The sequence below is a fragment of the Microbacterium sp. B19(2022) genome, from assembly GCF_012030385.1.
Taxonomy (GTDB): domain Bacteria; phylum Actinomycetota; class Actinomycetes; order Actinomycetales; family Microbacteriaceae; genus Microbacterium; species Microbacterium oxydans_B.
On the sequence record NZ_JAAUVO010000001.1, the window covers coordinates 235,534 to 260,868 of the forward strand.

Here is a 25,335-nt window from a genome sequence, read left to right on the forward strand (position 1 = left end):
CGCAGTCCGGCGGCGTGTGGGACGCAGATTCACTACGCCCCACACGCCGACACGGCATCAGCGGAGACGACTCCGGCTGCGGTGCCGCAGCAGCGCCGCACCGGTGAGCACGGTCAGGACGCCCGCCGCCAGCAGCATCCACGGCTCGGCACCGGTGTTCGCCAGACCGCCCGGCAATCCACTGCCGTCACCGCCCGGGTCCCCGACCGCACCGCCGCCGGTCCCGCCGGTTCCCCCGCCGGTTCCGCCACCGGTCCCCCCGCCGTCTCGGGCGGTGACCGTCAGCGGCGCCGACACCTCGGTGCCATCCGCCCGCAGCACCACGAGCGTGTGCGCCCCGACCGGCACGGCCGCGGGAATCGTCACCTGCTGACGGAAGTCTCCGTTCCCGTCGGCCGTCGCCGCCCCGAGCGAGACCGGGTCCGACCTCAGCTCGAGCTTCACACCGGCCCCGGCCTCGAACCCGGTGCCCGCGACGGTGACCGTGCCACCGGCCTTCACCGTCTTGCTGCTGAGCGTGACCGCCGCCTCATCGACGGGATCGGGCACCTGCCACATGGTGGGCGTGAGCGGCGTGACCGTGATGTCCTCGATGGTGGCCGCGCCACCGCGAGACCAGGCGGAGACAGTCGTGGCCCCCGCCTCGGGGAACACCTGATCGGTGATCGACAGCATCCCGTCGTCGGTGAACAGCTCGACGGACGCCCGGTCCAGGTAGATCTCGAGTGTGACCGTGCCGTCGTCATCGAGCGCAAGCGGAACGTCGGAGATCGAGGCGAACGACGGGTGGAAGCCGACGTTGCCGGAGTTCGTCCGGTCGACGAAGAGCCTGCCTGATCGGGTGTCGTAGCCGATCTGCGTGCCCTTTTTCCCGTCGGAGAACACCGTGATCCCCGCCGCATCCGCATCGCCCGGGCGCAGCGTCACATCGAGCTTCGCCACCTCGGCGGTCAGCCCCAGCGCCGTGTCACCGTCAACCGCGACATCGCTGAGAGCCTCGGCCGCCTTCGGGTCGAGCTGCCCGTCGATCTGCGAGACCACCTGCTGGCGCAGCCGCGGCCCGTCTGCCGTGTCGGTCAGCACGACCTCCCGCGGCAGGCTCATCGAGCTTCGCCACGTCGAAGTGGGGATGTCGCCGGCGTAGTCCCAGTTGTTCATCCAGCCCTGCATGATCCGCGATCCGGACGGAGTGCCGAAGTACGACACCGAGGCGTAGTAGTCACGCCCCCAGTCGAGCCAGTCATAGCCCTCGAGGGCGGTCGGCACCGGCGCGTCCGAGAAGGTCACCTGGTCGAACAGGAGGTGCCCCCACCCCTGCCGGTTGTTGTCGACGGCGCGGATGGTCGCCTGCTTGCCCCGGAACTCCTCGACGTCCCACGACGCCCAGTCGAGGTTCTCGCTGTTCGAGCCGGTGGCGCTGCGCACCACGTCGCCGTCGACGATCAGGTTCACGCTCGTCTCGCTCGACCGCTTCTTCGGCTCTTCGTCGCCGATGACCAACTGGTCGAACGTCAGATGGCCCCAGCCGCCCGTCGCCTCGTCGCGGATGCGCAGCTGCGCGTCGCGACCGTCGAACTCGGCCACGTCCCACGAGACCCAGTCGAGCTCACCGCCGTCGCGTCCGGTCGCGGAGCGCACCGCCTCGCCGTCGACGACCAGCTCCGCCTGGAGCGTTCCGTCGTCCCGACGACCGCCGCCGATCAGGAACGACGCGTAATCGCCGTCGATCGTGAACGTCGGCGAGGTCATCGTGCCGACGTTCGCGTCGCCGTTCGGGCCGCCCTCGAAGGTGTTCACGCGCTTCTCGCCCAGGTAGTACTCGCCGCCCTGGGTCGCGGGGTTCCGCGCCGGATCGACGGCGAAGTCGCCTGTGAGCTCCCAACCCGTGCTCTGCAGCGTCTCCCCCTCGGGCAGTTCGAAGTCGAAGATCGTGCGCCCCGCGGGCGGCTCATTGCCGATCTGGCCACCCGGGACGTGCGGATGCTTGCCGCCGCCGACGAGCAGGTTGATGTAGTCGTCTTCGACGGTGAACTCGGGTGACTCCAGGGTTCCGATCGCCCAGTCGTGGTCGAGGAAGCTGTTCGCGAGCCCCTCCCCGACGAATCCCGTGACCGGGCTCTGGCCCTCCAAGGCACCCGCGGCCGGCGCACTTCCCCACGGCCCGTTCGCCCAGTTGCCGGGCTCGTTGGACGCGGTCCAGCCGTCGTAGTCGCCGTCGTCGAAACCCGCGAACGTCGTGCCGGCAGGAACTTCGGTCGGCCCGTCCGTGGTCTCCGAGGTGAAGGTCACGCCGTCGAACTCGCCGACGAAGTACTGCCCTCCGCTTCCACCGTTGACCGCACCGGGGTTGAGATTGACCACCATGACCCACTTGGTGTTCTCCGGGTCGCCGTCGACCGGCAGCTCGAACAGGTCGGGGCATTCCCAGATGCCGGCCGTCGAGTTCGCGGGTCCGAAGTCGGAAAGGTGCTCCCACGACTTGAGGTCGGTGCTCTTGTACAGGACCACCTTGTGGTCGAGCGCCTCGACCGCGGTCATGACCCAGTACGAACCGGCCGGGCCGTCGTACCAGAACACCTTCGGGTCGCGGAAGTTCGCCGAGTTCCGATCCAGCACGGGGTTGCCGTCGTACTTGGTCCAGGTCTGTCCGTCGTCGAGGCTGTACGCGAGCGACTGGGCCTGGAGCCCCGCATGCTCCGGGTGCTTGGCCGTGTATGCGGAGGTGTAGATCGCGACGAGCGGCTTCGATCCGGCCGGGCCGAAGCCGGCCGAGTTGTCTTCGTCGACGACGATCGACCCCGAGAAGATGTCCTCGATGGAGTCGCCGTCCTCATCGAACGTCTGCCCGATCGCCAGCGGCTGCTCCTCCCAGTGCAGCAGATCCGACGATGTAGCGTGCCCCCAGCTCATGTTCCCCCACCGGGTTCCGGCCGGGTTGTGCTGGAAGAAGAGGTGATACGTACCGTCGACGTAGATCATGCCGTTCGGGTCGTTCATCCAGTTCTTCTCGGGCGAGAAGTGGATCAGCGGACGGTACTGCTCATCCCCCGGCTGAGGTTCGGCAGCCGCTGCGGGGAGCACGCAGCCGAGGGCCAGCATGGCGCTCACCGCCCCGCCGATGATGATGCTTCCGGGCATGTGGGGCTGCGTCCGATGCGGACGTCTGGGTTCAGGCAACGGTTCGCTCTCCTTCGTGCGATCAGGGGATTGACATCGATGTCAACCGTTGATGCAGGAGCTTAGGGGGTCGCCGCCGAGAAGCGCAACAGCGATCAGGAGGTCGGCTGCGGAGCGATCTCGCCGCTTCCTCGCGGGATCAGCGCGACCGGGACGACGGTCTTCGCCGGGGCATCGTCGTCGTCACCGAGGAGGGCGAACAGCCTCTCCGCCGCCAAAGTTCCCATGCGCTGCGGGTCTTGCGCGACCACGGTCACACCCGGATCCATGAGGTCGGCGAGCGCGACGTCGTCGAAGCCGACGAGGGCGGTCGACCGGGAGAGACCGGCGGCTCGGAGCGCGTGCACGGCCCCGATCGTGATGAGGTTCTGCGCACTGAAGACGGCGGTGGGCGGGGCGTCCGACGCGAGGAGATCGGCGAGCGCGGCCTGCGCATCCTCCGCATCGCGCAGACCCGTGACGATCAGCTCCTCCGCCACCGGCACCCCGGCCTCGGCCAGCGCATCGAAGTAGCCCTGCCGACGCTCGCGGGCAGTGATGAGGTCGAGCCGGTCAGTGAGCAGCGCGATGCGCCGATGCCCGTGCGCGAGCAGGTGCGCCGTCGCGGCCGCTGCCCCCGCCCGGTTGTCGCTGGCGACGCTGTCGACCTCGGGCTCCACCGGCTCGCGGTCGATGTAGACGACGGGCAGACCGCGCTCGCGGAGCAGGGGCAGATACTCGGGGTGATCGCTGGCCGTGGTGAGGATCAGCCCGTCGACACGGCGCTGGAGGAATGCCCGCACGGCCTCCGACTCCCGCCCGGCATCGTCATCCATGCTCGAGGCGAAGACGGCCACGCCGCGGGCCGACGCGATGTCTTCCACAGCCCGATGGATGGCGCCGGCGAACGGGTTGTCCACACTTCCGACCAGGAGCCCCAGGGTGCGGGTGCGCCCATCGGCGCGGCGCAGACTCCCCGCCTGCAGGTCGAGCTGGTAGTCGAGTTCGCGAACCGCGTTCCATACCCGTTCCGCCGTGGCCTCGGTCACGTTCGGCTCGTCGTTGATCACGCGGGACACCGTCTTGACCCCGACCCCTGCGAGCGCGGCGACGTGCTTCATCGTCGCGCGGGGCCGGTGTGCCGGAGTTGTCGACATCGATGTCACGCTTGAGTCTCATTTCCTGAAGGGTGACTTGACTCTACTTGAGCGATCGACTAGAACTGCCCTTGACATCGTTGTCAACCGGGCGACGACGGCCGAGAGGAACTCAATGACGAAGCACACCCCACGATTCACCCGCGCCGTTCTGGCCGCGGTCTCGGTGTCGGCAGGTCTCGCGCTGACGCTGACCGGCTGCTCCGGCGGCACGAACGCCGGCGGCGGCGGTTCCGATGACGACACGATCGGCGTCTCGCTCATCGTGAAGACCAACTCCAACCCGTTCTTCGTGGCGATGCAGGACGGCGCCAAGGCTGCGGCCGAGAAGGACGGCGTCTCGCTCACCCTCGCCGCCGGCAAGGAAGACGGAGATGAGGACACCCAGATCCAGGCCATCGAGGCGGCGATCTCCAAGGGCGACAAGGGCATCCTGATCACCCCCAACGGCCCGGCCGTGCTCGACGCGATCGACAAGGCCCGCGACGCGGGGATCTTCGTGATCGCCCTCGACACCGCACCCGACCCGGCCGACGCCGTCGACATCACGTTCGCGACCGACAACTTCCTCGCCGGCCAGTACATCGGCCAGTGGACCGCGGCGACGCTCGACGGTGAAGACGCCGTGATCGGAATGATCGACCTGTTCGACGACAAGGCCGTGAGCGTGGACTACAACCGCGATCAGGGCTTCCTCGACGGCATGGGCATCGAGCTCGGCGACGACCAGGTCAACGGCGACGAGGAGTCCGACGGCTCCTACAGCGGCGGCAAGGGCGGCTCGTACACGATCGTCGGCAACGAGGCGTCGCAGGGCGCCGAAGACGGCGGGCGTACCGCGATGGAGAACCTCCTCGCCAAGAACTCCGACATCAACGTCGTCTACACGATCAACGAGCCCGCAGCCTACGGCGCCTACCAGGCCCTCGAAGCCGCCGGCAAGAGCAAGGACGACGTCCTGATCGTCTCGATCGACGGCGGCTGTGCCGGTGTCGGCCAGGTCGAGGACGGGATCATCGACGCGACGAGCCAGCAGTACCCGGTGAAGATGGCCGAGCTCGGCGTCCAGGCGATCGTCGACCTCGTCAACGACGGCACGAAGCCGGAGAACTCCGAGGGCCTCGACTTCTTCAACACCGGGGTCGAGCTCGTGACCGACCAGCCCGTCGACGGCGTGAAGTCGATCGACACCGCCGAAGCCTCCGGCATCTGCTGGGGCGGCGAGTAAGCAGTACTCCTGCGGATGCCGCGGGCCGCACACCGGTCCGCGGCATCCCCGGAACGACCTATGGAAGTGACATCGTGACGCAAACAGCCCCCACATCCTCTCTGGATCTCGCCGCCGAGTTCCTCGACCACCGCACGCCGGTGGATCGCGTCCGCGGCGTCCTGCACCGATACCCGGCGATCAGCCCCGCCGTCGTGCTCGTCATCGCCGTCATCGTGTTCGGCGCGATCAACCCCCGCTTCTTCGCCGCAGCGAACCTCTCGCTCGTGCTCGACCAGGTCTCGGTCGTCGGCACCGTCGCCATCGCGCAGACCCTGATCATCCTCACCGCGGGCATCGACCTGTCGGTGGGCGCGCTGATGATCGGCACCTCGATGGTGATGGCGCAGACCGCCGCGAACAACGGGCTCCCCGCGCCCATCGCTCTGCTCGCCGGGCTCATCGCCGCCCTCGCCGCGGGAGCCCTGAACGGTCTGCTCGTCACCCGCGTCAAGCTGCCTCCGTTCATCGCGACGCTCGGTACGTTCAACGTCTTCATCGCCCTGACCCTGCTGTACAGCGGCGGCCAGACGATCCGGAAGTCGGACATGCCGGAGCTGCTCACCTGGACAGCCACCGCGCTGCCGATCGGCGACGTCCGCCTCACCGTGGGCGTGCTGATCATGCTCGCGCTGTACGCCCTCGTCGCGTACATCCTCGGCCGCACCGCCTGGGGTCGCCACGTGTACGCCGTCGGCGACGACGCGGATGCTGCACGCCTCGCCGGCATCTCGACCAAGAAGGTGCTGTTCAGCGTCTACATCGCGGCCGGCGCCATCCTCGCCGTCGCCGCCTGGATCCAGATCGGCCGCTCGGGCGCAGCCAGCCCCAACGCCGGCGCCGACCTCAACCTCGACTCCATCACCGCCGTCGTGATCGGCGGGACCTCGCTGTTCGGCGGCCGCGGCATCATCTGGGGCACCCTGCTGGGCGCGATCATCGTCGGCGTCTTCCGCAACGGTCTCTTCCTCGCCGGCGTCGACGGTCTCTACCAGACCCTCGCGATCGGCATCCTCGTCATCGTCGCGGTCGCCATCGACCAGTGGATCCGAAAGGTACGCAAATGAGCCAGACAGCGGAAACCCTCTCGCCGGCACCGACGCCCACGGGCGTTCCCGTGCTCGAGGCCAAGCGCCTCGTGAAGACGTTCGGCCGCGTGGTCGGTCTCGATGGCGTGAGCCTGCAGCTGCACGCCGGCGAGGTCCTCGCGATCATCGGCGACAACGGCGCCGGCAAGTCGACGCTGATCAAGTGCCTCACCGGCGCGTACATCCCCGACGAGGGACAGCTGCTCCTCGACGGACAGCCGGTGCAGTTCAAGGGACCCCAGGATGCGCGCAACGCCGGGATCGAGACGGTCTATCAGAACCTCGCCGTCTCCCCCGCGCTCGACGTCGCCGCCAACCTGTACCTCGGGCGCGAGCGCCGCAAGCCCGGCATCCTCGGCTCCGTGTTCCGCGCGCTCGACACCGCCGGCATGCGCAAGGATGCCCGCGACCAGGTGCTGAAGCTCGGGATCTCCACGCTGCAGGACGTGACCGTCTCGGTCGAGAACCTCTCCGGAGGTCAGCGTCAGGCCGTGGCCGTGGCGCGAGCGGCGGCCTTCGGCTCGAAGGTGGTCATCCTCGACGAGCCGACCGCGGCCCTGGGCGTGCGCGAGTCGAACCAGGTGCTCGAGCTGATCGAGAACCTCCGAGGCAACGGCGTGCCCGTCATCCTCATCTCCCACAACATGCCGCACGTGTTCCAGGTCGCCGACCGCATCCACATCCAGCGCCTCGGCAAGAAGGCGGCGACCATCACGCCGCAGTCGCACAGCATGACCGATGCCGTGGCCATCATGACGGGAGCAGCCCAGGCATGAGCGACAGCCAGGTCGTCCTCTCCGCCGAGTTCACGGCGTTGCCCGCCGCGGCCGACGAGGTCGACGCCCTGATCCAGGAGTACGCGGAGACGGTGCGGGCCGAACCCGGCAACGAGACCTTCGAGGTGTACCGCAGGGCCGACGACCCGGACCGCTTCGTCGTCTTCGAGCGGTACCGGGACCGGGAGGCGTTCGACGCGCACCTCGGTGCGGAGGCCGGGCGCGCGTTCAACGCCGCTCTCACTCCGCGGATCGTCGAACCGCAGAGCGTCCTCTCCTTCCTGACGCCCACCGGGCGTTCATGAGCCGTCACGTCCTCGTCATCGGAGAAGCTCTCGTCGATGTCGTCCATCGCGGAGATGGACGCATCGACGAGAGCCCAGGCGGGAGCCCCGCCAATGTCGCCCTCGCCCTCGGTCGCCTCGGCGACACCGCGCACTTCCTGACCCAGCTCGGCGACGATCCGCACGGCGATCAGGTGCGCGCATGGCTGCACAAGGCAGGGGTCCGGGTCACCTCTTCGGCGACGACGAAGACGGCGACCGCGACCGCGCACCTCGACGAATCCGGTTCGGCCCGCTACGAGTTCGACATCTCCTGGTCGTTGGCCGCGGCCGGGGCCGCACACGGCGACCGCGTCGGAATCGTGCACACCGGATCCATCGCCGCCCTGATGGATCCCGGGGCCGCGGTCGTGCGCGCGCATCTCACGGCGATGCGGGAGACATCGTTGATCACGTACGACCCCAATGTGCGTCCGGCACTTCTCCCCGACCGTCGTCGGGCCGTCGGCGACGTGGAGAGCTTCGTGGCCCTCGCCGACCTCGTGAAAGCCAGCGACGAAGATCTGGCGTGGCTGTATCCCGACGTCGACCCTCTCGACGTGGCCCGGTCGTGGCTGCAGCAGGGGCCGTCGGTGATCGTGGTCACGAAGGGCGCGAGCGGTGCCTTCGCCGTGACCCGCGACGGTGCGATGCATGTTCCCGGGCGACCCGTGAATGTCGTCGATACGGTCGGAGCGGGTGACACCTTCATGAGCGCGCTCATCCACGGCCTCCTCGATCTCGGCCTCGAATCGGCGGAATCGCGCGAGAAGCTGCGCCGCATCGACGGCGACTCCCTGGCCGAGCTCCTCCGCTTCAGCGCGCGGGCGGCAGCGGTCACGGTCTCCCGGCCGGGGGCAGATCCGCCCCTTCTCGGCGAGCTCGCCACGCTGGCACCGGGCTGACCCGGGAGGTCGTCCGAGGCATCACGAAGAGCGGCGGGAAGGTGATCTTTCCGCCGCTCTTCTCGTTCTCCCGTGCTTTCTCCTGAGATGTAGTTCGTGGTGTTACCCCTACCCCCTATGGGTATAGGCTACACCGCGACCCGGACATCCCGGCGAGCTTCCAGGAGGAACGACCATGTCCACATCCCGACCCCTGTCACCCGCGAAGCGGTGGCTCGGCCTCGTGCTGATAGCCACCGCGCAATTCGTCGTGATCATGGACACATCGATCATCGGCGTCGCCCTACCCGACATCCAGAGGGCTCTCGGCTTCACCCCCGAGTCGCTGTCCTGGGTGTTCAACGCCTACGTCGTCGCCTTCGGCGGCCTGCTCCTGCTGGGCGGACGCCTCTCCGACGCATTCGGCGCCCGCAAGATCTTCGTGCTCGGCTGGATCGTCCTCATCGTCGGCTCGATCATGGCCGGGGCCGCAGGCAACGTCGGCGTCGAGATCGCCGGACGCGCCATCCAGGGTGCCGGATCCGCGATGATCGCCCCCGCAGCTCTGACCCTGCTCATGATGCTGTTCGGCGGAACCTCCGACCTCCCCAAGGCGTTCGCGGTCTACGGAGCGGCAGCACCCATCGGCGGCACGGCCGGTGTCTTCCTCGGCGGAGTCCTGACCGAGTACGTGAGCTGGCCGTGGGTGTTCTACGTCACCGTGCCGATCGCGCTCCTCGTGCTCGCCTTCACCGGCACCGCCCTCCCCCGCACCGTCCGCAAGGCATCGGGCTCGATCGACATCGGCGGAGCGGTCACGGTGACCCTCGGACTCGCGGCCGTGGTCTACGCCGTCGTCAACGCGCCGGAGATCGGTTGGCTCACCTGGTCCACGCTCGGGATGCTGGCGGCCGGAATCGTCCTGCTGCTGATCTTCTTCCTCATCCAGGCCCGCAGTCGCAACCCGCTGCTGCGCCTCGGACTGCTGCGCGCCCCGCTTCTCGGAGCGGCGAACGTCGCCCAGCTGATGCTCGGCGCCGCCTGGGTGTCGATGTGGTTCTTCCTCAACCTGTACCTGCAGCAGGTCCTCGGCGCGAGCGCGTTCGCCGCCGGTGCCGCACTGCTGCCGATGACCGGACTGGTCGTGCTCGTCATGATCGCGCTGGCACCCCGACTTCAGGAGCGGTTCGGCGCCAAGGCGCTGATCGTCAGCGGACTCCTCCTACTGGCCGGTGGGCTGGCGTGGCTCGCCTTCATCCGACCGGACGGCACCTACGCCGTCGATGTCCTGCCCGCCTCGCTGCTCGCCGCTCTCGGTATGTCGCTGGCTTTCGTCCCGTCGCTCGGCACCGCCATCAACGCGGCACCTCCGGCGGAGACCGGCGTGGCCTCCGGACTGGTCAGCACCAGCTATCAGATCGGATCCGCGCTCGGACTCGCCGTCCTCACGGCGATCGTCTACGGCATCGCCGGGCACGACTCCACCACGGTCGAGCTCACCCAGGGATACTCCGCCGCCTTCATCGGCGCGGCGATCCTCGCCCTGCTGGGAGCGATCATCACGGCGATCGCCATGAGGAAGCCGCGGGCAGCGGCCTTCGTCTCCGAGGAGTCGGTATCGGCCTGATCCCCGACTCTCCGACGACGACCAGTGACCCCTGACCAGTAAGGGAAAGAACCATGTCCACCCTGAAAGTACTCATCGCCTACGACGGCTCAGCCAACGCGCAGAGCGCGATGCACACCGTCGCCGGACTCTTCCCCGGCGCGACCGCGGTGTTGTTCTACGCGCGTCAACCGTTGGAAGGCTTCGCGGCGCACCTCGAAGGCCATCCGGCCCTCGAGAGCCTGCAGGGCCTCGACGCCGCAGCACTCGACGTGTCGGAGAAGATCGCCACCGACGGTGCGCAGCTCGCCCGCGACCTCGGACTGCGGGCGGAGCCGCTCATCTCGTCGACGATGGCCACCGCCTCCGAAGCGATCGTGGATGCCGCCGAGGAGCTCGACGTCGACCTGATCGTGCTCGGCTCCCGAGGGCTACGCGGAATCAAAGCGACGCTGCTGGGGAGCACCTCGGCGAACGTGCTGCACCACGCCACCCGCCCCACGCTCGTGATCCCCTCGGATGACGTGGCGGATGCGCGTCGCCGGACACGGAGCACGACACCCGCGTCGTAGAACACCCCCGACCGCCGACCCGGCCGGGTCCGCGCAACGGATCCGGCCGGTTGGGGAATACCCCTCATGGGTATACCGTTGTCACTGATACCCGGTACGGGTACTGATCGAAAAGAGGATACGCGATGACCACGAACGAATTCCAGGTGACCGGAATGACCTGCGGACACTGCGAGATGTCGGTCCGCGAAGAGGTCGCCGAGGTTCCGGGCGTCGAAGACATCCAGGTGAGCGCGCAGACGGGCGTGCTCCTCGTCACCGGTTCCGACTCCGTCGATGACGCGCAGATCCTGGCCGCCGTCGCCGAGGCCGGGTACTCGGCGGTGCGGAAGGCATGAACGCCGGGGCGCGGCTCGCCCTGTACGGGGCGGGGGTGGTGGTGGCGTTCGGCGCGGCATTCGGCCTCGCCCAGGCCATCATCCCCCCGAGCGTTGTCAGTGAGTGGACGAAAGGTACGGAGATGGAAGAGCACGGAGCACACGGCGCAGCCGCGACCACGGAGGATGCGGCGAGCGCAGCAGCGGACACCCTGAAGGGACTCTCGCTGAGCCTCGAAGGATACGCACTGTCTCCGGTCGCGGCACCGGCGGGGGCGGACGAGCCCGGCGAGCTGAGCTTCCAGATTCGCGACGCGCACGGCACCCCGGTCACGGAGTACACGACCGCGCACGACAAGGACCTGCACCTGATCGTGGTGCGCTCAGACGGAAGTCAGTTCCGTCATGTGCACCCCACGCTGGACGAGGCCACGGGCACGTGGTCGCTGCCGTGGGAATGGGACGCCGCCGGCACCTACCGCGTCTTCGCCGACTTCACGCCGGCCGGCCCGGACGCCCCCTCGCTCACCCTCACGCACACCGTGCAGGTCGCCGGCGAGTTCACCCCCGTCACACCCGAGCCGACGCAGGTCGCCGAGGTCGACGGCTTCACCGTGTCGCTCGACGGGGCACTCGAAGCCGGATCGGCGAGCGACCTGACCTTCACCCTCACGAAGGACGGCAGCCCCGTGACCGGCCTGGATCCGTATCTCGGCGCCTTCGGCCACCTCGTCGCCCTGCGCGAGGGCGACCTCGCCTATTTGCACGTGCACGCCGCGGGTGACGAGCCGAAGGCCGGGGAGACCTCCGGTCCGGAGATCGCGTTCGCCGCCGAGGCCCCGACAGCGGGTCGCTACCTGCTGTACCTGGACTTCCAGGTAGACGGCACGGTGCACACCGCCGAGTTCGTGCTCGATGCCACCCCGGCAGGGGACGCACCGGCATCCGACGACGACGCGCACGACGACGGCCACTGAGCCTCGCACGACGCCCGGCCGCCGGCCATCCGCCGCGGCCCTGAGCAACAGTCACCGCAGAAAGAGAAGGACATGAGCACATCAGCACCCTCGAGCGTGGGGTCCGGCGTCGAGTTGGAGATCGGCGGGATGACCTGCGCCTCCTGCGCGATGCGGATCGAGAAGAAGCTCAACAAGCTCGAGGGCGTCGTCGCGACCGTGAACTATGCGACCGAGAAGGCGAAGGTCACGGTTCCCGACGGCTACGACCCGGCACTGCTCATCGCCGAGGTGGAGAAGACGGGCTACTCCGCCGCACTGCCCGCCCCGAAGGGCAAGCGTGCGGACGCCGGGTCGACCGGTGACGCCGAGGGCGAGGATCCGGAGCTGCGCTCGCTGCGCAACCGCCTGATCGGCTCCGTCGTGCTGACGGTGCCCGTGATCGCGATGGCGATGATCCCCGCGCTGCAGTTCATGTACTGGCAGTGGGCCTCTCTCGCCCTGGCCGCGCCCGTGATCATCTGGGCGGCGTGGCCGTTCCACAAGGCCGCGTGGACGAACCTCCGCCACGGCGCCGCGACGATGGACACGCTCATCTCGATGGGCACCTCGGCCGCGTTCCTGTGGTCGCTGTACGCACTGTTCTTCGGCACCGCGGGCACGCCGGGCATGACGCACCCCTTCGAGTTCGCGCTGGCTCCCTCCGACGGCGCGGCCAACATCTACCTCGAGGTGGGTGCCGGGGTGACGATGTTCATCCTCGCCGGGCGCTACTTCGAGAAGCGCTCCAAGAAGCAGGCGGGTGCCGCCCTGCGCGCTCTCCTCGAACTCGGAGCGAAGGAAGTGGCCGTCCTCCGCGGCGGCGTCGAGACGAAGATCCCCGTCGAAGACCTGCAGGTCGGCGACGCGTTCATCGTGCGACCGGGCGAGAAGATCGCCACCGACGGCATCGTCGTCTCCGGGACGTCGGCCGTGGATGCATCCATGCTCACGGGCGAGGCCGTGCCCGTCGAAGTGGCCGAGGGGGACTCCGTCACCGGCGCCACGACGAACGTCGGCGGTCGACTCGTGGTGCGGGCGACCCGCATCGGGTCGGACACGCAGCTGGCGCAGATGGCGCAGCTCGTCGAAGACGCGCAGACCGGGAAGGCCGAGGTGCAGCGGCTCGCCGACCGCATCTCCGGCGTGTTCGTGCCCATCGTCATCGTGATCGCGGTCGTGGCGCTCGGCGGCTGGCTCGGTGCCGGATTCCCGGTGACCGCGGCGTTCACGGCGGCCGTCGCCGTGCTCGTGATCGCCTGCCCGTGCGCGCTCGGTCTCGCCACCCCCACCGCTCTGCTGGTCGGCACCGGACGCGGCGCGCAGATGGGCGTGCTCATCAAGGGCCCGGAGGTTCTCGAATCCACCCGCAAGATCGACACCGTCGTGCTGGACAAGACCGGAACGGTCACGACCGGCAGGATGACCCTCGTCGACGTGTTCGTCGAGGACGGCACCGATCGCGCGGAGCTGCTCCGGCTCGCCGGCGCACTGGAGGATGCCTCCGAGCACCCCATCGCGCAGGCCATCGCCAAGGGCGCGACCCAGGAGGTCGGTGCACTGCCGACACCCGCGGACTTCGCGAACATCGAGGGCAAGGGCGTGCAGGGCGTCGTCGACGGTCACGCCGTGCTGGTGGGCCGTGACTCGCTCCTCGCCGAGTGGTCGCAGAAGCTCAGCCGCGAGCTCGCCTCGACGAAGGCGCGCGCCGAGGGCGAGGGCAAGACCGTCGTCGCGGTGGGCTGGGACGGGCAGGCACGCGGCATCCTCGTGGTGGCCGACACCGTCAAGCCCAGCAGCGCCGAGGCGATCGCCCAGTTCAAGGCGATCGGCTTGACCCCCATCCTGCTCACCGGCGACAACGAGGCGGTCGCCCGCCAGATCGCCGCCGAGGTGGGCATCGAAGAGGTGATCGCCGAGGTCCTCCCGAAAGACAAGGTCGACGTCGTCACCCGGCTGCAGCGCGAAGGGAAGACGGTCGCGATGATCGGCGACGGCGTCAACGACGCCCCCGCCCTCGCTCAGGCCGACCTCGGCCTCGCGATGGGCACGGGCGCGGACGTCGCGATCGAAGCATCCGACATCACCCTGGTGCGGGGCGACCTGCGCAGCGCCGTCGATGCGATCCGACTGTCGCGCAAGACCCTCGGAACCATCAAGACCAACCTGTTCTGGGCCTTCGCTTACAACGTCGCGGCGATCCCCGTCGCGGCGCTCGGGATGCTGAACCCGATGCTCGCCGGTGCGGCGATGGCGCTCTCGAGCGTCTTCGTCGTCGGCAACAGCCTGCGCCTGCGCGGCTTCCAGAGCATCGCCAAGCCCTGACGCCCCTTCGCCCACCACCGACCCCCACCGAAGAATGAGAGAGGAATCACCCGCATGACGAACGACACCGAGGCACCCGCCAGCTGTTGCAGCACCACCGCAGTGAACCCCGCCGCAGCAGGAAACGGACGCGCGAACCTGCTGGCCGGCGGTGCGAGTGACGATCTGACGACCTGCCCGGTCATGGTCGGCAACCCGGTCAGCAAGAAGGCCGCAGAGGCGGCGGGCCTCTTCCGCGATCACGAGGGCGAGCGGTACCACTTCTGCTGCGCCGGATGCGGGCCGGCCTTCGACTCCGACCCCGCCAAGTACGCCGCCAACATGGCCTGAGAGAGGATGACCCCATGACCGATCCGCATGCGCACCACCACTCGCCCGCGCACTCGATGGATGCCCCGGAGCCTGCGCACGAGAACCACGGCGGCCACGAGAGCCATGGCGATCACGAGGGGCACGAGAACCACGGCGGTCATGGGGGTCACTCAGGTCACGGCGGGCACGCAGGTCACGGCGACCATGTCGGTCAGTTCCGACGCCTGTTCTGGATCAACCTCCTCATCGCGGTTCCCGTGGTGGCATTCTCGCCGATGTTCGCGATGATCTTCGGCTACGAGGTCCCCGGGTGGGCGCGGTTCATCGCGCCGGTGCTGGGCACGGTCATGTACGTCTGGGGCGGCTGGCCCTTCCTCACCGGCGCCGTCAGCGAGCTCAAGTCGCGCAAGCCGGGCATGATGCTCCTCATCGGCCTCGCCATCACCGTCGCATTCCTCGCCTCGTGGGGCGCGACGCTGGGGCTCCTCCACCATGAGCTCGAGTTCTGGTGGGAGCTCGCGCTCCTCATCGTCATCATGCTGCTCGGCCACTGGATCGAGATGCGCTCGCTCGCGCAGACCACATCGGCACTCGACTCGCTCGCCGCCCTGCTGCCGGACGAGGCCGAGCGCGTCGAGGGCGACACGGTCGTCACCGTCTCTCCCTCCGATCTCGTCGTCGGCGATGTCGTGGTCGTCCGTCCCGGCGGAAGCATCCCGGCCGACGGCCGCATCATCGACGGCACCGCGGCGATGGACGAGTCCATGGTGACCGGCGAATCCCGACCGGTCACCCGGGCCACAGGAGACACGGTCACGGCGGGAACGGTCGCCACCGACTCCGGCCTGCGCGTCGAGATCACGGCGACCGGCGACGACACCGCTCTGGCCGGCATCCAGCGACTGGTCACCGAAGCGCAGAACTCCTCCTCGCGCGCCCAGCGCATCGCCGACCGCGCCGCCGCGCTGCTGTTCTGGTTCGCGCTGCTCTCGGCCGCCCTCACCGCCGTGGTCTGGACCCTGGTCGGGAACCCGGATGCCGCCGTGGTGCGCAGCATCACCGTCCTCGTCATCGCCTGCCCGCACGCACTGGGCCTCGCGATCCCGCTGGTCGTGTCGATCGCCACCGAGCGCGCGGCCCGCGGAGGCGTCCTCATCAAGGACCGCCTCGCGCTGGAGAGCATGCGCACGGTCGATGCCGTGCTCTTCGACAAGACCGGCACGCTCACCAAGGGAGCGCCCACGGTGACGGCCGTCGAGCCGACCGGCGACATCGACGCCGACCGGCTGCTGCTCCTCGCCGCATCCGCCGAGGCCGACAGCGAGCATCCTCTCGCCCGCGCCATCGTGCGGGCCGCCCAGGAGAAGGGCACCGCTCTCGCGAAGGCATCCGGGTTCACCTCGTCGCCCGCGGTCGGCGTGACGGCGACGGTCGACGGCCGCGAGGTCCGCGTCGGCGGCCCGAAGCTCCTCGACGAGGTCGGCGGGCAGGAGATCCCGGCCGCGGATCAGTGGCGGGGCGAGGGCGCCATCATCCTGCACGTCGTGGTCGACGGACAGGTCGTGGGCGGGCTGAAGCTCGCCGACGAGGTGCGCCCGGAATCGCAGCAAGCCGTGGATGCTCTGCACCGGCTCGGCGTCGAGGTCGTCATGATCACCGGCGATGCCCAGGCCGTCGCCGAGTCGGTCGCCGCCGAGCTCGGCATCGACCGGGTCTTCGCCGGCGTGCGCCCCGAAGACAAGTCGAGGAAGGTCGCCGAGCTGCAGGCCGAGGGCAAGAAGGTCGCGATGGTCGGTGACGGCGTCAACGACGCTCCCGCCCTCGCCCAGGCCGACGTGGGCATCGCGATCGGCGCGGGGACGGATGTCGCCATCGCCTCGGCCGGCGTGATCCTCGCGAGCTCCGACCCGCGGTCGGTGGTCTCCGTGATCGAGCTGTCCCGCGCCGCGTACCGCAAGATGAAGCAGAACCTGTGGTGGGCGGCCGGCTACAACCTGCTCTCGGTTCCGCTCGCCGCCGGCGTCTTGGCGCCCGTCGGATTCGTCCTGCCCATGTCGGTCGGGGCTATCCTGATGTCCCTGTCGACCGTCGTCGTGGCGCTGAACGCCCAGCTGCTGCGACGCATCGACATCACCCCCGAAGCGAGCACGCGCGCCGTCCTCGGCCGCTGAAACCCGATCATGCGACGAAGGAAGCAGAGATGACCCCCGAAGCGACGGCTGACGAACACGCCCACGGCTACATCACCGACAAGACCAAGTACCTGAACCGGATGCGCCGCATCGAGGGTCAGGCACGCGGGATCACGAAGATGGTCGACGACGAGAAGTACTGCATCGACATCCTCACCCAGATCAGCGCGCTCACCAGCGCACTCCAGGCGGTGGCCGTCGGCCTTCTCGACGACCACCTCAAGCACTGCGTCGTGGACGCCGCTCGCATGGGCGGCGACGACGCCGACGCGAAGATCAAGGAAGCGTCGGACGCGATCGCGCGGCTCGTGCGGTCCTAGCGGGACGGGACGACGCCGCCGGTCCGCGTCGGCGCCGCAGAATCGCCGGCGCCGACGCGGACCCGGGTGTCAGACCGCCGGCACGACCTTCAAGTCGACGGCGAGCGAGTTCGCGAAGCTGATCGTGAGGATCCGGTGCGTTCGGTTCCCGAGGTACAACCGGTCCATCGGCGCGTACTTCGCTTCGCGGTCCACACCCCAGTCGATGACGAATCTCATGCCGCCTCGGGTGACCGTGATCCCTCGGGTGACGGTGATGGTCTCCTGTCCGTAGGGCGCCGGCGTGCCGTTGGCGAAGACCACCTGATCGTCGGTGCCGATGATGAGCGGGATGCGCTCGCGAGACGCTCCCGGCGTCGTCATCGCACGCCTGATCCCATCCGGGCGATGTGTCACATCCGTGGTGACGGCGCCGTCCGCGGTCACGTACCTGGTGGTGAAGGTACCCGTGTATCCCGTCAGCGCATCCGCCGGGATCACGGTGCCCGATGCAGTGGAGCCGGCATGATGCGTCGCCGTCACCGGGCCCCGCGATGAGGCCGTCCCGACCGTGTCCGCGACGGTCGTCCAGTCATCCGGCCCCGTGCTGTTCACGGTGAGGGCGAGCATGCCCGCGACGGGGTGCCAGAACGCGTTCGTCCCCATCCGCTGGAGCGAGTTCTGCCGCACGCCGTAGAGGCCTGCGGTGTAGTAGCCGGGGCGGCGGACGAACACGTACTGCTGATCGAGGGTGCCCTTGCGCAGCTCGGTGAACGTGCTCTCCGCCCGATACCGCAGCGCGGCGACCTGGGCATCGCGCTGCGCCGCGGGCACCCCGATCGGCGCCTGCGGGACATGCATGTGCAGCCGCGGCGACGAATCCTGCTTCTGCCTCGGGGCCACGGGTGCCGAGGAGGCGCTCCACGCGTTTCGCGCCTGCCTCTTCTCCTCCGCGCTCGCGTAGAAGGCACGCAGCGCGGGCACGTGCGGCAGCAGCGTCCGCGCGAGGGCGCTGCGATCCAGATCGTCCACGGGGGTGGTGACGAACGTCGCGACGATGTTGCGCGCACTCGTCCCGGAGAGGATGAAGCCTTCGTTCCGCCCGGGTTCCATGACGACGACGTACCCCCACCACGCGGCGAACCGCTCGGCCAGCTGGATGATCGACGGGTCAGGCAGCCGCTTGTAGAGGGCGCCGAGATCGGGCAGCATCACATCGAAGTTGTATCCGGCATCCGGCGCGAGGGGTTCGTGGAAGAACCCGGCCGGAGCCTGGCCGTCCTTCAGGATGATCTGCAGCCGGTTCGGAACGGAGGCGCTCACCGCGGGCTCGCCGAGGATGTGCGCCGCCTCGACCACTCCGGAGAGGCCGGCGACCACCTGATTGGCGAACTGCACAGGTCGGTTCCAATGCGGGCGCGAGGTGTCGACGAGCCAGGCCGAGCTCTTGCGGATGGCGTCGCGGATCTGCAGACGGCGGTCGTGGAGTTCGCCTGCGGCGCGGAGGTCTCGGAGGACCGCGGCGAGCGCCACGGTTCCGAATCCGGTCGGCGACAGGTGGTGCTCGGTGGGCGAGTACTCCGGGTACGAGCCGTCGGCGTGCTGCAGCGAGAGGTAGTGGCCGAGCGCCGCGTCGAGCCGTCCGAGGAGAGCGGGGTCGCGGTAGTACGGGTTCCATGGGCGGTCGTTGGCGTAGAACCACGAGAGCGTCGCGACATGCTCCATGATGCGGGTGTTGTACGGCTGGTTCGGAGTGCGCCACCAGCCGTCCTCCATCCATCCGTAGTTCGGCGCGACGTCCCTGACGCTGTTGGCGAGCGGCGCGACGATCATCAGATAAGCGGCCAGCACCTGCTCGTTCGGGGCGAACTGGGAACGCACCGGCTGCCCGGCGGGGAGCGGCGCGACGAGCGGCAACACCGTGCCGGCCGATGTCGCCAGCGCGGGCGACGCCCCCGCGTTCCCTATCGCGAGCAGCGCCGCGGCGGCACTCGCACCGACCAGGAAGTTCCTTCGGCTGAGCGCCGGCAGCATCTGCGGGCGGGCCTCATCCTCATGCATCATCTCGACTCCTTCGTCTCTGACCGGGGCATGGTGAGTGGCGACGACGCCCGGTCCGCGTCGTCGCTGTGGGGGGAAGTCAGCTCATCCCTTGAGCCCCGTCTGGGCGAGGCCCTGAACGAACTGCTTCTGCGCGATGAGGAACACCACGAGGATCGGGACGACGGTGAGAGACGCTGCGCCGAGCTGCGTGTTCCACATCTGCTCGCCGTAGAAGTCCTGATAGCGGGTGATCGCGAGTCCGAGGGTGAACTTCTCCGGTGTGCGCAGGAAGATGAGCGCCTCGAAGTACATGTTGAACGAGCGCAGGAACGCCATGATCCCGACGGCCGCGATCGCCGGCGTCGCCAACGGGAGGGCGATGCGGAAGAACACCCCGGCCCGTGTGACGCCGTCCAGCCGCGCCGCTTCCTCGTAGTCCTTGGGGAAGCTGAGGAAGTGCTGCCGGAAGATGAACACGGAGACGACCGCTGTCGGCCCGAAGATCGGGAGGATGATGAGCGGCCAGTGGGTGTCGTTGAGCCCCATGGCGTTCACCGCCGTGAAGATCGGGATGATCGTCACCTCGGTCGGCACCATCATCGCCGCGAGCAGCAGGGTGAAGGCCGCGTTGCGCAGCGGGAAACGGATCCGCGCGAAGGCGTAGCCGGCCATCGCCGAGAGCAGGATCGACGACACGGTGACGATCGCCGCGATGTACATCGAATTGCCGTACTGCTGCAGGAACGGCTGCGCCGTGAACACCTGCACGAAGCCGTCGAGGGTCCACTCCCTGGGCAGCAGCGTCGGCGGCTGGAGGAAGATCTCGTTCGCCGGCTTGAACGACGAGAAGAACATCCACAGGGTCGGATACAGGAACGGCACCGACACCACGACGAGCAGCACGTAGAGCACGACGGTGTTGATCCTGGAGCGGCTGCGGGCCGCCTTCGAAGTCTCAGACCTCATCGTGCACCCACTTGCGTCGCGTGGTCCACTGCAGCATCGTCAGGGCCAGGATGATGGCGAACAGAACGACACCGATCGCGCTGGCATAGCCGAACTGCTGGCTGACGAAAGCGGTGCGGTAAAGGAGGAACGGCAGGACGTTGGTCGAATCCCCCGGACCACCTCCGGTGAGCAGCTGCACGGGTGCGAAGACTTCGAGTGAGCCGATCGTGGTGAGGATGCCGGTGAGCAGGATCGTCGGAGCGATCATCGGCACGGTGATGGCCCAGAACGACCGCCACGGCGTCGCACCATCGAGCTGCGCCGCTTCGCGGATCTCCTCCGGTACGCTCTGCAGCGCGGCGAGGAAAAGCACCATGTTCATACCGACTCCCTTGAAGACCTGCACCACGACGAGCGAGATCAGGGAGGTGGAGGGATCTGCCAGCCAATTGGGCCCGTCGATCCCGAGCATCCGCAGCGCTCCGTTGATGCCGCCATCCGGGGCGAGGAGGAACCCCCAGGTCACCGACCAGGCGACGACCGACACCACGACGGGCGAGAAGAAGATCGTGCGGAACCCGGTGATGCCCTTCATCCGCCGATTGAGGAGCACGGCGAGGCTGATGGCGATCACGAGGTTCAGGATGAGGACGCCGGCACTGAACAGCAGGCTCGCGACGACAGAGGCCGAGAAGGTCGGGTCAGCGAAGAGACGCGAGTAGTTGTCGAGCCCGATGAACTCCATGCCGCCGGTGAGCGGACGCCACTCGTTGAAGCTGTACCAGATGACGAAGAGGAACGGGACGACGCCGAGGACGATGACGCCGAGGACCTGGGGCGCGACGAAGGCCACGCCGAGCCAGCGATCCCCGTCAGGACGGGGACGCCGGCTCGGCAGGGCTCTTCGATCGTTCGCCGCGACGGTGCGTGCGGTCACGCGGTCAGCCCTTGAGCGTCGGCGAGATCTGCTCGCAGATGCCGGTGACCGCGGTCTCGACGTCGCCACCCGACCACACCGGGTCGAGACCCGCACGGACCTTGTCGGAGAACTGGGAGAGCACCGGGTGCTGCGGCTTGACCGAGGCGTCGGGGACCACGTCGATGATCGCCGACTGGATCTCTTCGGGCGAGAGCTTCGGCGCTGCCTGCGAGAGCGTCTCCACGTTGAGCAGGGACTCACGGGGCGGCGGGAAGAACTGCGCGAGGAGCTCGGCGTTCGTGGGGTTGGTCAGGTAGGCGAGGAAGCCTGCCGCCTGATCCTGGTTCTCACTGCGCTCGAGGACGCTCACGCCCGCCTGGCCGACGATCGGGTGGTACCCCTCCGGCCCCGCGGGCAGCGGGAGGAACGACCACTCGAAGCTGTCGTCGAGGCTCCCCGACTGGCTGAGCTGAGCGACGCTGAAGGCGACGTCACCGCTCGCGAATGCAGCGGGCGCCGCGTTGCCGGAGACGGCAGGGATCGCTCCCCTGTCGATCTGGTCCTGGTACCACGTGAGGTACTCGATCATCTCGGGAGAGGCGAACTCGCAGGTCGTGCCGTCTTCGGACCACGGCGCGGCGCCCCATGCGTTCCCGAGCATGGTCACGGCACTCCAGTTCGTCGGGTTGAACGTGGGCACGTTCAGCCCTGTCGCTCCCGTCTCGCCGTTCACCGCCGCAGCGATGTCCGCGACCGTGTCCCACGTGTAATCGGGAGTGTCGACGAGCGACTCGACATCCGGCTGGCCCGCGGCCGCGACGAGGTCATCGTTGACGTAGAGCGCGAAGGGGGAGTTCGAGAACGGATACGCGTAGACGCCTCCGTCGTCGTCCTGCCACGGCGCGAGCGCGGCCGGGAGGATGTCGTCGAGGTCGTAGCCGTCGGCGTTCTCCAGGGTCTCGCGCACGTCGTGCAGGATCCCGGAATCGACGAACTCGGGGCCGCTCGCCTCCGGGATCCAGGCGAGGTCGGGAACGTCGCCGCCGGCGATCTGTGTCGTCAGCCCGGCGATGTAGTCCGGGTTGGTGACGGGTTCGAACGTGATCGACGCGACCTCGTCACCGTGTTCTTCGACGTAGGCGTCGCCGATCTCCTGCAGCAGTGCCAGGTGACCTTCGTTGGAGGACCAGAGCGCCATCGTCAGGTCGACGGGACCTGAGGCGCCGCTGTCGGTACCGGCGCAGGCGCTGAGGGACACCGCCAGAATTCCGGTGAGCGCGATGGCAGCCCCTCGGGATCGGGTAGCTCGCATGAAGTACTCCTTCGGACTCATAACGCGCCTCGTAGCGCGCTGAAAGAAAAAGTACCAGAACTATCGAGAATATCAAGCAATATTTTCGGAAGCTTGCGGCGGGGCTGTCGACCCTCGCACGACGAGTTCCGTCGCGAGGTCGGTGTGGAAGGCCGGCGGCGCCGAGCCGAGCAGCAGCTTGTGGGCGACCTCCACCGCATAGGAGCCCATCGCCTCGGACGGCTGCCGGATGGTCGTCAGCTGCGGGGCCGTCATCCGCGCGACGAGCTGGTCGTCGAAACCGATGACGCTGAGCTCGTCCGGGACGGACACGCCGGCGCGTCGCGCGGCCTCCAGAACCCCGGCCGCCTGCGCGTCGCTCGCCGCGAAGATCGCCGTCACCCGGTCCGCTCGGCCCAGCAGGGCCTCCCCCGCCTGCAATCCGGATTCGTACGTGAAGTCGCCCTCTTCGATGATGTCGTCCCCGGGTTCGATCCCCGCCGACGCGAGAGCAGCGAGATGCCCGTGCTTGCGGGCGATCGACGCCTGCGTGTCGGAGACCCCGCCGAGGAACCCGATGCGTCGGTGCCCGAGTGAGAGCAGATGCTGCGTCGCAGCCATTCCCCCCGCAAAGTTCGTGGCACCCACGGAGTACGAGTCGTTGTCCGGCAGCTGGTAGGTGTCGACCTCGACGAGAGGGACGCCGTTCTTCGCCAGCTTCGCGCGCTCCTGAGTCCTCAGCCGCGACTTCAGCGCGATGACCGCGGTCGGACCGTTGCGTTTGGTCCGCTCGATCCAACCGGCGGCGGGCGCTCCATCCGGAAGGTCGAGCAGCACGAGCTCGAGCCCGGCCTCGTGCGCCGCACGCATCGTGCCGCGCAGGATCTCGACCGTCAGCGGGGACGACATGCTCGAGCTCGCGAGCACGACCACCACCGTCGCCAGATCACTGCGCGAGCGCTGCTTCGGCGACAGATACTGCTTGTCGCGGAGCACCGACTCCACCCGCACGCGAGTGTCGGCAGCGACGTCGGGCGCTCCGTTCACGACCTTCGAGACGGTGGAGATCGAGACCCCCGCCTCACCCGCCACCTCGGCAAGCGATGGTCGACGCTCCTTCGCGCGCATGGGCACCCCTTCACTCAGTCAGCGTTCTGGAATTCTATGGCGAACCCGTCTCCTCTAGAGATTTTACTTGGACATGTTCGAGAAAATTACCTAGAGTTCTCGGGAAAGAAAGGTGTTCTTCCGTGACACGACAGCAGGCCGACCTTCTCATCATCGGCGGTGGCGTCGGCGGCGTCTCCGCCGCCCTCGCCGCTCTGCGCCGCGGCAGATCGGTCATCATGACCGAGCAGACCCCCTGGCTGGGGGGCCAGCTGACGAGTCAGCTCGTACCCAGCGACGAGCATCGACGTATCGAGGCGACGGGTCGTAACCGCAGCTACGCCCAGTTCCGCGACCTCGTCCGGGAGCACTACCGGACGTACTACCCGCTCACCGCCGCCGCGAGAGCCGACCAGTATCTCAACCCGGGGGCGGCCTGGGTGAGCCCGCTCAGTGTCGAGCCGAAGGTCATCGTCGCGGTGATCCACGACCTTCTCCGGCCGTACGAGGCCTCCGGCCGACTCGCTCTGATGCTCGAGACCACGCCTATCGCCGTCCACACCGACGGTGACCGCATCGCCGCGGTGACCGTGCGCGACCGCGAGGGCGTCTCGCGCGAGCTGTCCGCGCCGTTCGTGCTGGATGCGACCGAGCTCGGTGATCTCCTGGAGCTCGGCGGAGTGGAATATGTCACCGGCCGCGAGGCTCGAGGCGAGACCGGGGAGCCCAGTGCGCCGGAGGCCGGTGACCCGCTCGACATGCAGAGCGTCACCTGGTGCTTCGCGGTCGAACACCTCGCCGGTCAGGATCACACGATCGATCGCCCCGACGACTACGACACCTTCCGCGAGTGGCGGCCGCCGCAGCTCGACGGCGAGAAGATGCTCGGATTCCGACGGGCCGCGCACGATGGCTCCATCGCCCGCGAGTACACGCTGCGGGTGAACGACGACGACGACCCCTTCGCCATCGACGTCGACCACCGCAACATGGACGGCGCCCCGGAACTGTGGAACTACCGCCGCATCGCCGCACGGCGCCAGTTCGAGGACGGCGCCTATGAGAGCGACATCGTCATCGTGAACTGGCCGATGAACGACTATGTCGGGGGTCCGCTGTTCGGTGTCGACGACGCCGCCATCCACTGGGATCGTTCGAAGGCGCTGAGTCGGTCGCTGCTCTACTGGCTGCAGACGGAGGCTCCTCGACCCGACGGCGGTGTCGGCTGGCCGGGGCTCCGCCTCGCACCACAGGTCACCGGGACGCCCGACGGGTTCGCGATGATGCCCTACTTCCGCGAATCGCGTCGCATCCGGGCTGAACGAACGATCCTCGAGCAGGACTTCGACCGCGACCTTCGCGACGGACGGGGCGCCGAGCGCTATCCCGACACCGTGGGGGTGGGCCACTACTACTGGATCGACCGGCACGCCACGACCGGCGGTAGCGCCGGTGGCGGCGGGCTCCCGGAGCCGTTCGAGATCCCGCTCGGCGCCCTTCTGCCGCAGCGCGTGCGCAATCTCCTCCCCTCAGCGAAGAACATCGGCACGACGCACATCTCGAACGGCAGCTACCGGCTGCAGCCCGTCGAATGGTCCGTGGGCGAGGCGGTGGGGGCCCTCGCCGCGTACTGCCTCGACCACGGCGTCGAACCGTCGATGGTGCGCGCGGATGCGCGGCACCTCGACGACTTCCAGCGCGACCTCGAGCGCGGAGGCGTGCAGCTGCGGTGGGACCCCACCCTTCGCTGGTAGACCG

At 68.6% G+C, this 25,335-nt stretch carries 21 protein-coding genes; 14 read left to right on the forward strand and 7 right to left on the reverse strand.

Features of this window, described 5'->3' with window-relative positions:
• Positions 1-57 precede the first annotated feature (57 nt).
• Together HCX50_RS01190 and HCX50_RS01195 are read right to left on the reverse strand one after the other, a co-directional pair.
• Entirely contained in the window at positions 58-3,138 is a 3,081-nt protein-coding gene (locus tag HCX50_RS01190; RefSeq protein WP_432206338.1) for a GH32 C-terminal domain-containing protein, read from the reverse strand.
• A 134-nt stretch (positions 3,139-3,272) separates the two neighbouring features.
• Positions 3,273-4,313, reverse strand: a complete 1,041-nt coding sequence (locus tag HCX50_RS01195) for a LacI family DNA-binding transcriptional regulator (RefSeq protein ID WP_237682264.1) — start codon at positions 4,311-4,313, stop codon at positions 3,273-3,275.
• A 115-nt stretch (positions 4,314-4,428) separates the two neighbouring features.
• On the opposite strand from HCX50_RS01195, the gene HCX50_RS01200 reads away from it, so the two are divergent.
• The 13 genes from HCX50_RS01200 to HCX50_RS01260 all read left to right on the forward strand — a co-directional run bounded on the left by HCX50_RS01200 (position 4,429) and on the right by HCX50_RS01260 (position 17,290).
• Positions 4,429-5,541, forward strand: coding sequence for a substrate-binding domain-containing protein (locus tag HCX50_RS01200; protein WP_167632727.1), 1,113 nt, complete (start codon positions 4,429-4,431; stop codon positions 5,539-5,541).
• Positions 5,542-5,615: 74 nt separating this feature from the next.
• Entirely contained in the window at positions 5,616-6,647 is a 1,032-nt protein-coding gene (locus HCX50_RS01205; RefSeq protein WP_167381562.1) for an ABC transporter permease, read from the forward strand.
• Complete coding sequence (locus HCX50_RS01210) at positions 6,644-7,444, forward strand: ATP-binding cassette domain-containing protein (RefSeq protein ID WP_091032017.1); 801 nt, start codon at positions 6,644-6,646, stop codon at positions 7,442-7,444. Before HCX50_RS01205 ends, HCX50_RS01210 begins: the two co-directional genes overlap by 4 nt.
• Positions 7,441-7,749 carry a putative quinol monooxygenase gene (locus HCX50_RS01215; protein ID WP_167632728.1) on the forward strand — a complete coding sequence of 103 codons (309 nt, stop codon included), beginning with the start codon at positions 7,441-7,443 and terminating at the stop codon, positions 7,747-7,749. Before HCX50_RS01210 ends, HCX50_RS01215 begins: the two co-directional genes overlap by 4 nt.
• Positions 7,746-8,672: a carbohydrate kinase family protein gene (locus tag HCX50_RS01220; protein ID WP_167632729.1), complete on the forward strand. Its 927-nt coding sequence runs from the start codon at positions 7,746-7,748 to the stop codon at positions 8,670-8,672. Before HCX50_RS01215 ends, HCX50_RS01220 begins: the two co-directional genes overlap by 4 nt.
• Positions 8,673-8,847: 175 nt before the next feature.
• Positions 8,848-10,278 (forward strand): MFS transporter, encoded by a 1,431-nt coding sequence (locus HCX50_RS01225; protein ID WP_091032023.1) that lies wholly within the window; start codon positions 8,848-8,850, stop codon positions 10,276-10,278.
• Positions 10,279-10,331: 53 nt separating this feature from the next.
• Entirely contained in the window at positions 10,332-10,829 is a 498-nt protein-coding gene (locus HCX50_RS01230) for a universal stress protein (RefSeq protein ID WP_167632730.1), read from the forward strand.
• A gap of 125 nt (positions 10,830-10,954) precedes the next feature.
• Positions 10,955-11,167, forward strand: a complete 213-nt coding sequence (locus HCX50_RS01235; protein ID WP_091032028.1) for a heavy-metal-associated domain-containing protein — start codon at positions 10,955-10,957, stop codon at positions 11,165-11,167.
• Positions 11,164-12,123, forward strand: a complete 960-nt coding sequence (locus tag HCX50_RS01240; RefSeq protein WP_167632731.1) for a heavy-metal-associated domain-containing protein — start codon at positions 11,164-11,166, stop codon at positions 12,121-12,123. Before HCX50_RS01235 ends, HCX50_RS01240 begins: the two co-directional genes overlap by 4 nt.
• A 72-nt stretch (positions 12,124-12,195) precedes the next feature.
• Positions 12,196-14,466, forward strand: a complete 2,271-nt coding sequence (locus tag HCX50_RS01245) for a heavy metal translocating P-type ATPase (protein WP_167632732.1) — start codon at positions 12,196-12,198, stop codon at positions 14,464-14,466.
• A 54-nt stretch (positions 14,467-14,520) separates the two neighbouring features.
• The gene (locus HCX50_RS01250) at positions 14,521-14,796 is read left to right on the forward strand and encodes a YHS domain-containing protein (RefSeq protein ID WP_167632733.1); all 276 of its coding nucleotides are present in this window, start codon (positions 14,521-14,523) and stop codon (positions 14,794-14,796) included.
• A gap of 14 nt (positions 14,797-14,810) precedes the next feature.
• A complete protein-coding gene (locus tag HCX50_RS01255; RefSeq protein ID WP_167632734.1) occupies positions 14,811-16,949 on the forward strand; it encodes a heavy metal translocating P-type ATPase in 2,139 nt (712 codons plus the stop codon).
• Positions 16,950-16,978: 29 nt separating this feature from the next.
• The gene (locus HCX50_RS01260) at positions 16,979-17,290 is read left to right on the forward strand and encodes a metal-sensitive transcriptional regulator (protein ID WP_091032040.1); all 312 of its coding nucleotides are present in this window, start codon (positions 16,979-16,981) and stop codon (positions 17,288-17,290) included.
• 69 nt (positions 17,291-17,359) lie between these two features.
• Here HCX50_RS01260 and HCX50_RS01265 read toward each other — a convergent pair whose 3' ends face one another.
• From HCX50_RS01265 to HCX50_RS01285, 5 genes are all read right to left on the reverse strand, one after another.
• Entirely contained in the window at positions 17,360-19,333 is a 1,974-nt protein-coding gene (locus HCX50_RS01265) for a twin-arginine translocation signal domain-containing protein (RefSeq protein WP_167632735.1), read from the reverse strand.
• 81 nt (positions 19,334-19,414) lie between these two features.
• Positions 19,415-20,278: a carbohydrate ABC transporter permease gene (locus tag HCX50_RS01270; protein ID WP_081859916.1), complete on the reverse strand. Its 864-nt coding sequence runs from the start codon at positions 20,276-20,278 to the stop codon at positions 19,415-19,417.
• On the reverse strand, positions 20,268-21,197 hold the full coding sequence (locus tag HCX50_RS01275; RefSeq protein WP_081859917.1) for a carbohydrate ABC transporter permease: 930 nt from the start codon (positions 21,195-21,197) through the stop codon (positions 20,268-20,270). Before HCX50_RS01275 ends, HCX50_RS01270 begins: the two co-directional genes overlap by 11 nt.
• Before the next feature lie 4 nt (positions 21,198-21,201).
• Positions 21,202-22,491, reverse strand: coding sequence for an ABC transporter substrate-binding protein (locus HCX50_RS01280; RefSeq protein ID WP_167632736.1), 1,290 nt, complete (start codon positions 22,489-22,491; stop codon positions 21,202-21,204).
• 72 nt (positions 22,492-22,563) lie between these two features.
• Positions 22,564-23,598, reverse strand: coding sequence for a LacI family DNA-binding transcriptional regulator (locus tag HCX50_RS01285; RefSeq protein ID WP_091032048.1), 1,035 nt, complete (start codon positions 23,596-23,598; stop codon positions 22,564-22,566).
• Between the two features lie 122 nt (positions 23,599-23,720).
• On the opposite strand from HCX50_RS01285, the gene HCX50_RS01290 reads away from it, so the two are divergent.
• The gene (locus HCX50_RS01290) at positions 23,721-25,331 is read left to right on the forward strand and encodes an FAD-dependent oxidoreductase (RefSeq protein ID WP_337748900.1); all 1,611 of its coding nucleotides are present in this window, start codon (positions 23,721-23,723) and stop codon (positions 25,329-25,331) included.
• Positions 25,332-25,335 lie beyond the last annotated feature (4 nt).

Coding starts and splice junctions, on each gene's coding strand:
- HCX50_RS01225 (WP_091032023.1), top strand. CDS start 8,848: ATGTCCACATCCCGACCCCTGTCACCCGCGAAGCGGTGGCTCGGCCTC.
- HCX50_RS01255 (WP_167632734.1), top strand. CDS start 14,811: ATGACCGATCCGCATGCGCACCACCACTCGCCCGCGCACTCGATGGAT.
- HCX50_RS01245 (WP_167632732.1), top strand. CDS start 12,196: ATGAGCACATCAGCACCCTCGAGCGTGGGGTCCGGCGTCGAGTTGGAG.
- HCX50_RS01265 (WP_167632735.1), bottom strand. CDS start 19,333: ATGATGCATGAGGATGAGGCCCGCCCGCAGATGCTGCCGGCGCTCAGC.
- HCX50_RS01200 (WP_167632727.1), top strand. CDS start 4,429: ATGACGAAGCACACCCCACGATTCACCCGCGCCGTTCTGGCCGCGGTC.
- HCX50_RS01280 (WP_167632736.1), bottom strand. CDS start 22,491: ATGCGAGCTACCCGATCCCGAGGGGCTGCCATCGCGCTCACCGGAATT.
- HCX50_RS01215 (WP_167632728.1), top strand. CDS start 7,441: ATGAGCGACAGCCAGGTCGTCCTCTCCGCCGAGTTCACGGCGTTGCCC.
- HCX50_RS01260 (WP_091032040.1), top strand. CDS start 16,979: ATGACCCCCGAAGCGACGGCTGACGAACACGCCCACGGCTACATCACC.
- HCX50_RS01250 (WP_167632733.1), top strand. CDS start 14,521: ATGACGAACGACACCGAGGCACCCGCCAGCTGTTGCAGCACCACCGCA.
- HCX50_RS01285 (WP_091032048.1), bottom strand. CDS start 23,598: ATGCGCGCGAAGGAGCGTCGACCATCGCTTGCCGAGGTGGCGGGTGAG.
- HCX50_RS01270 (WP_081859916.1), bottom strand. CDS start 20,278: ATGAGGTCTGAGACTTCGAAGGCGGCCCGCAGCCGCTCCAGGATCAAC.
- HCX50_RS01230 (WP_167632730.1), top strand. CDS start 10,332: ATGTCCACCCTGAAAGTACTCATCGCCTACGACGGCTCAGCCAACGCG.
- HCX50_RS01195 (WP_237682264.1), bottom strand. CDS start 4,313: ATGTCGACAACTCCGGCACACCGGCCCCGCGCGACGATGAAGCACGTC.
- HCX50_RS01210 (WP_091032017.1), top strand. CDS start 6,644: ATGAGCCAGACAGCGGAAACCCTCTCGCCGGCACCGACGCCCACGGGC.
- HCX50_RS01190 (WP_432206338.1), bottom strand. CDS start 3,138: ATGCCCGGAAGCATCATCATCGGCGGGGCGGTGAGCGCCATGCTGGCC.
- HCX50_RS01235 (WP_091032028.1), top strand. CDS start 10,955: ATGACCACGAACGAATTCCAGGTGACCGGAATGACCTGCGGACACTGC.
- HCX50_RS01220 (WP_167632729.1), top strand. CDS start 7,746: ATGAGCCGTCACGTCCTCGTCATCGGAGAAGCTCTCGTCGATGTCGTC.
- HCX50_RS01240 (WP_167632731.1), top strand. CDS start 11,164: ATGAACGCCGGGGCGCGGCTCGCCCTGTACGGGGCGGGGGTGGTGGTG.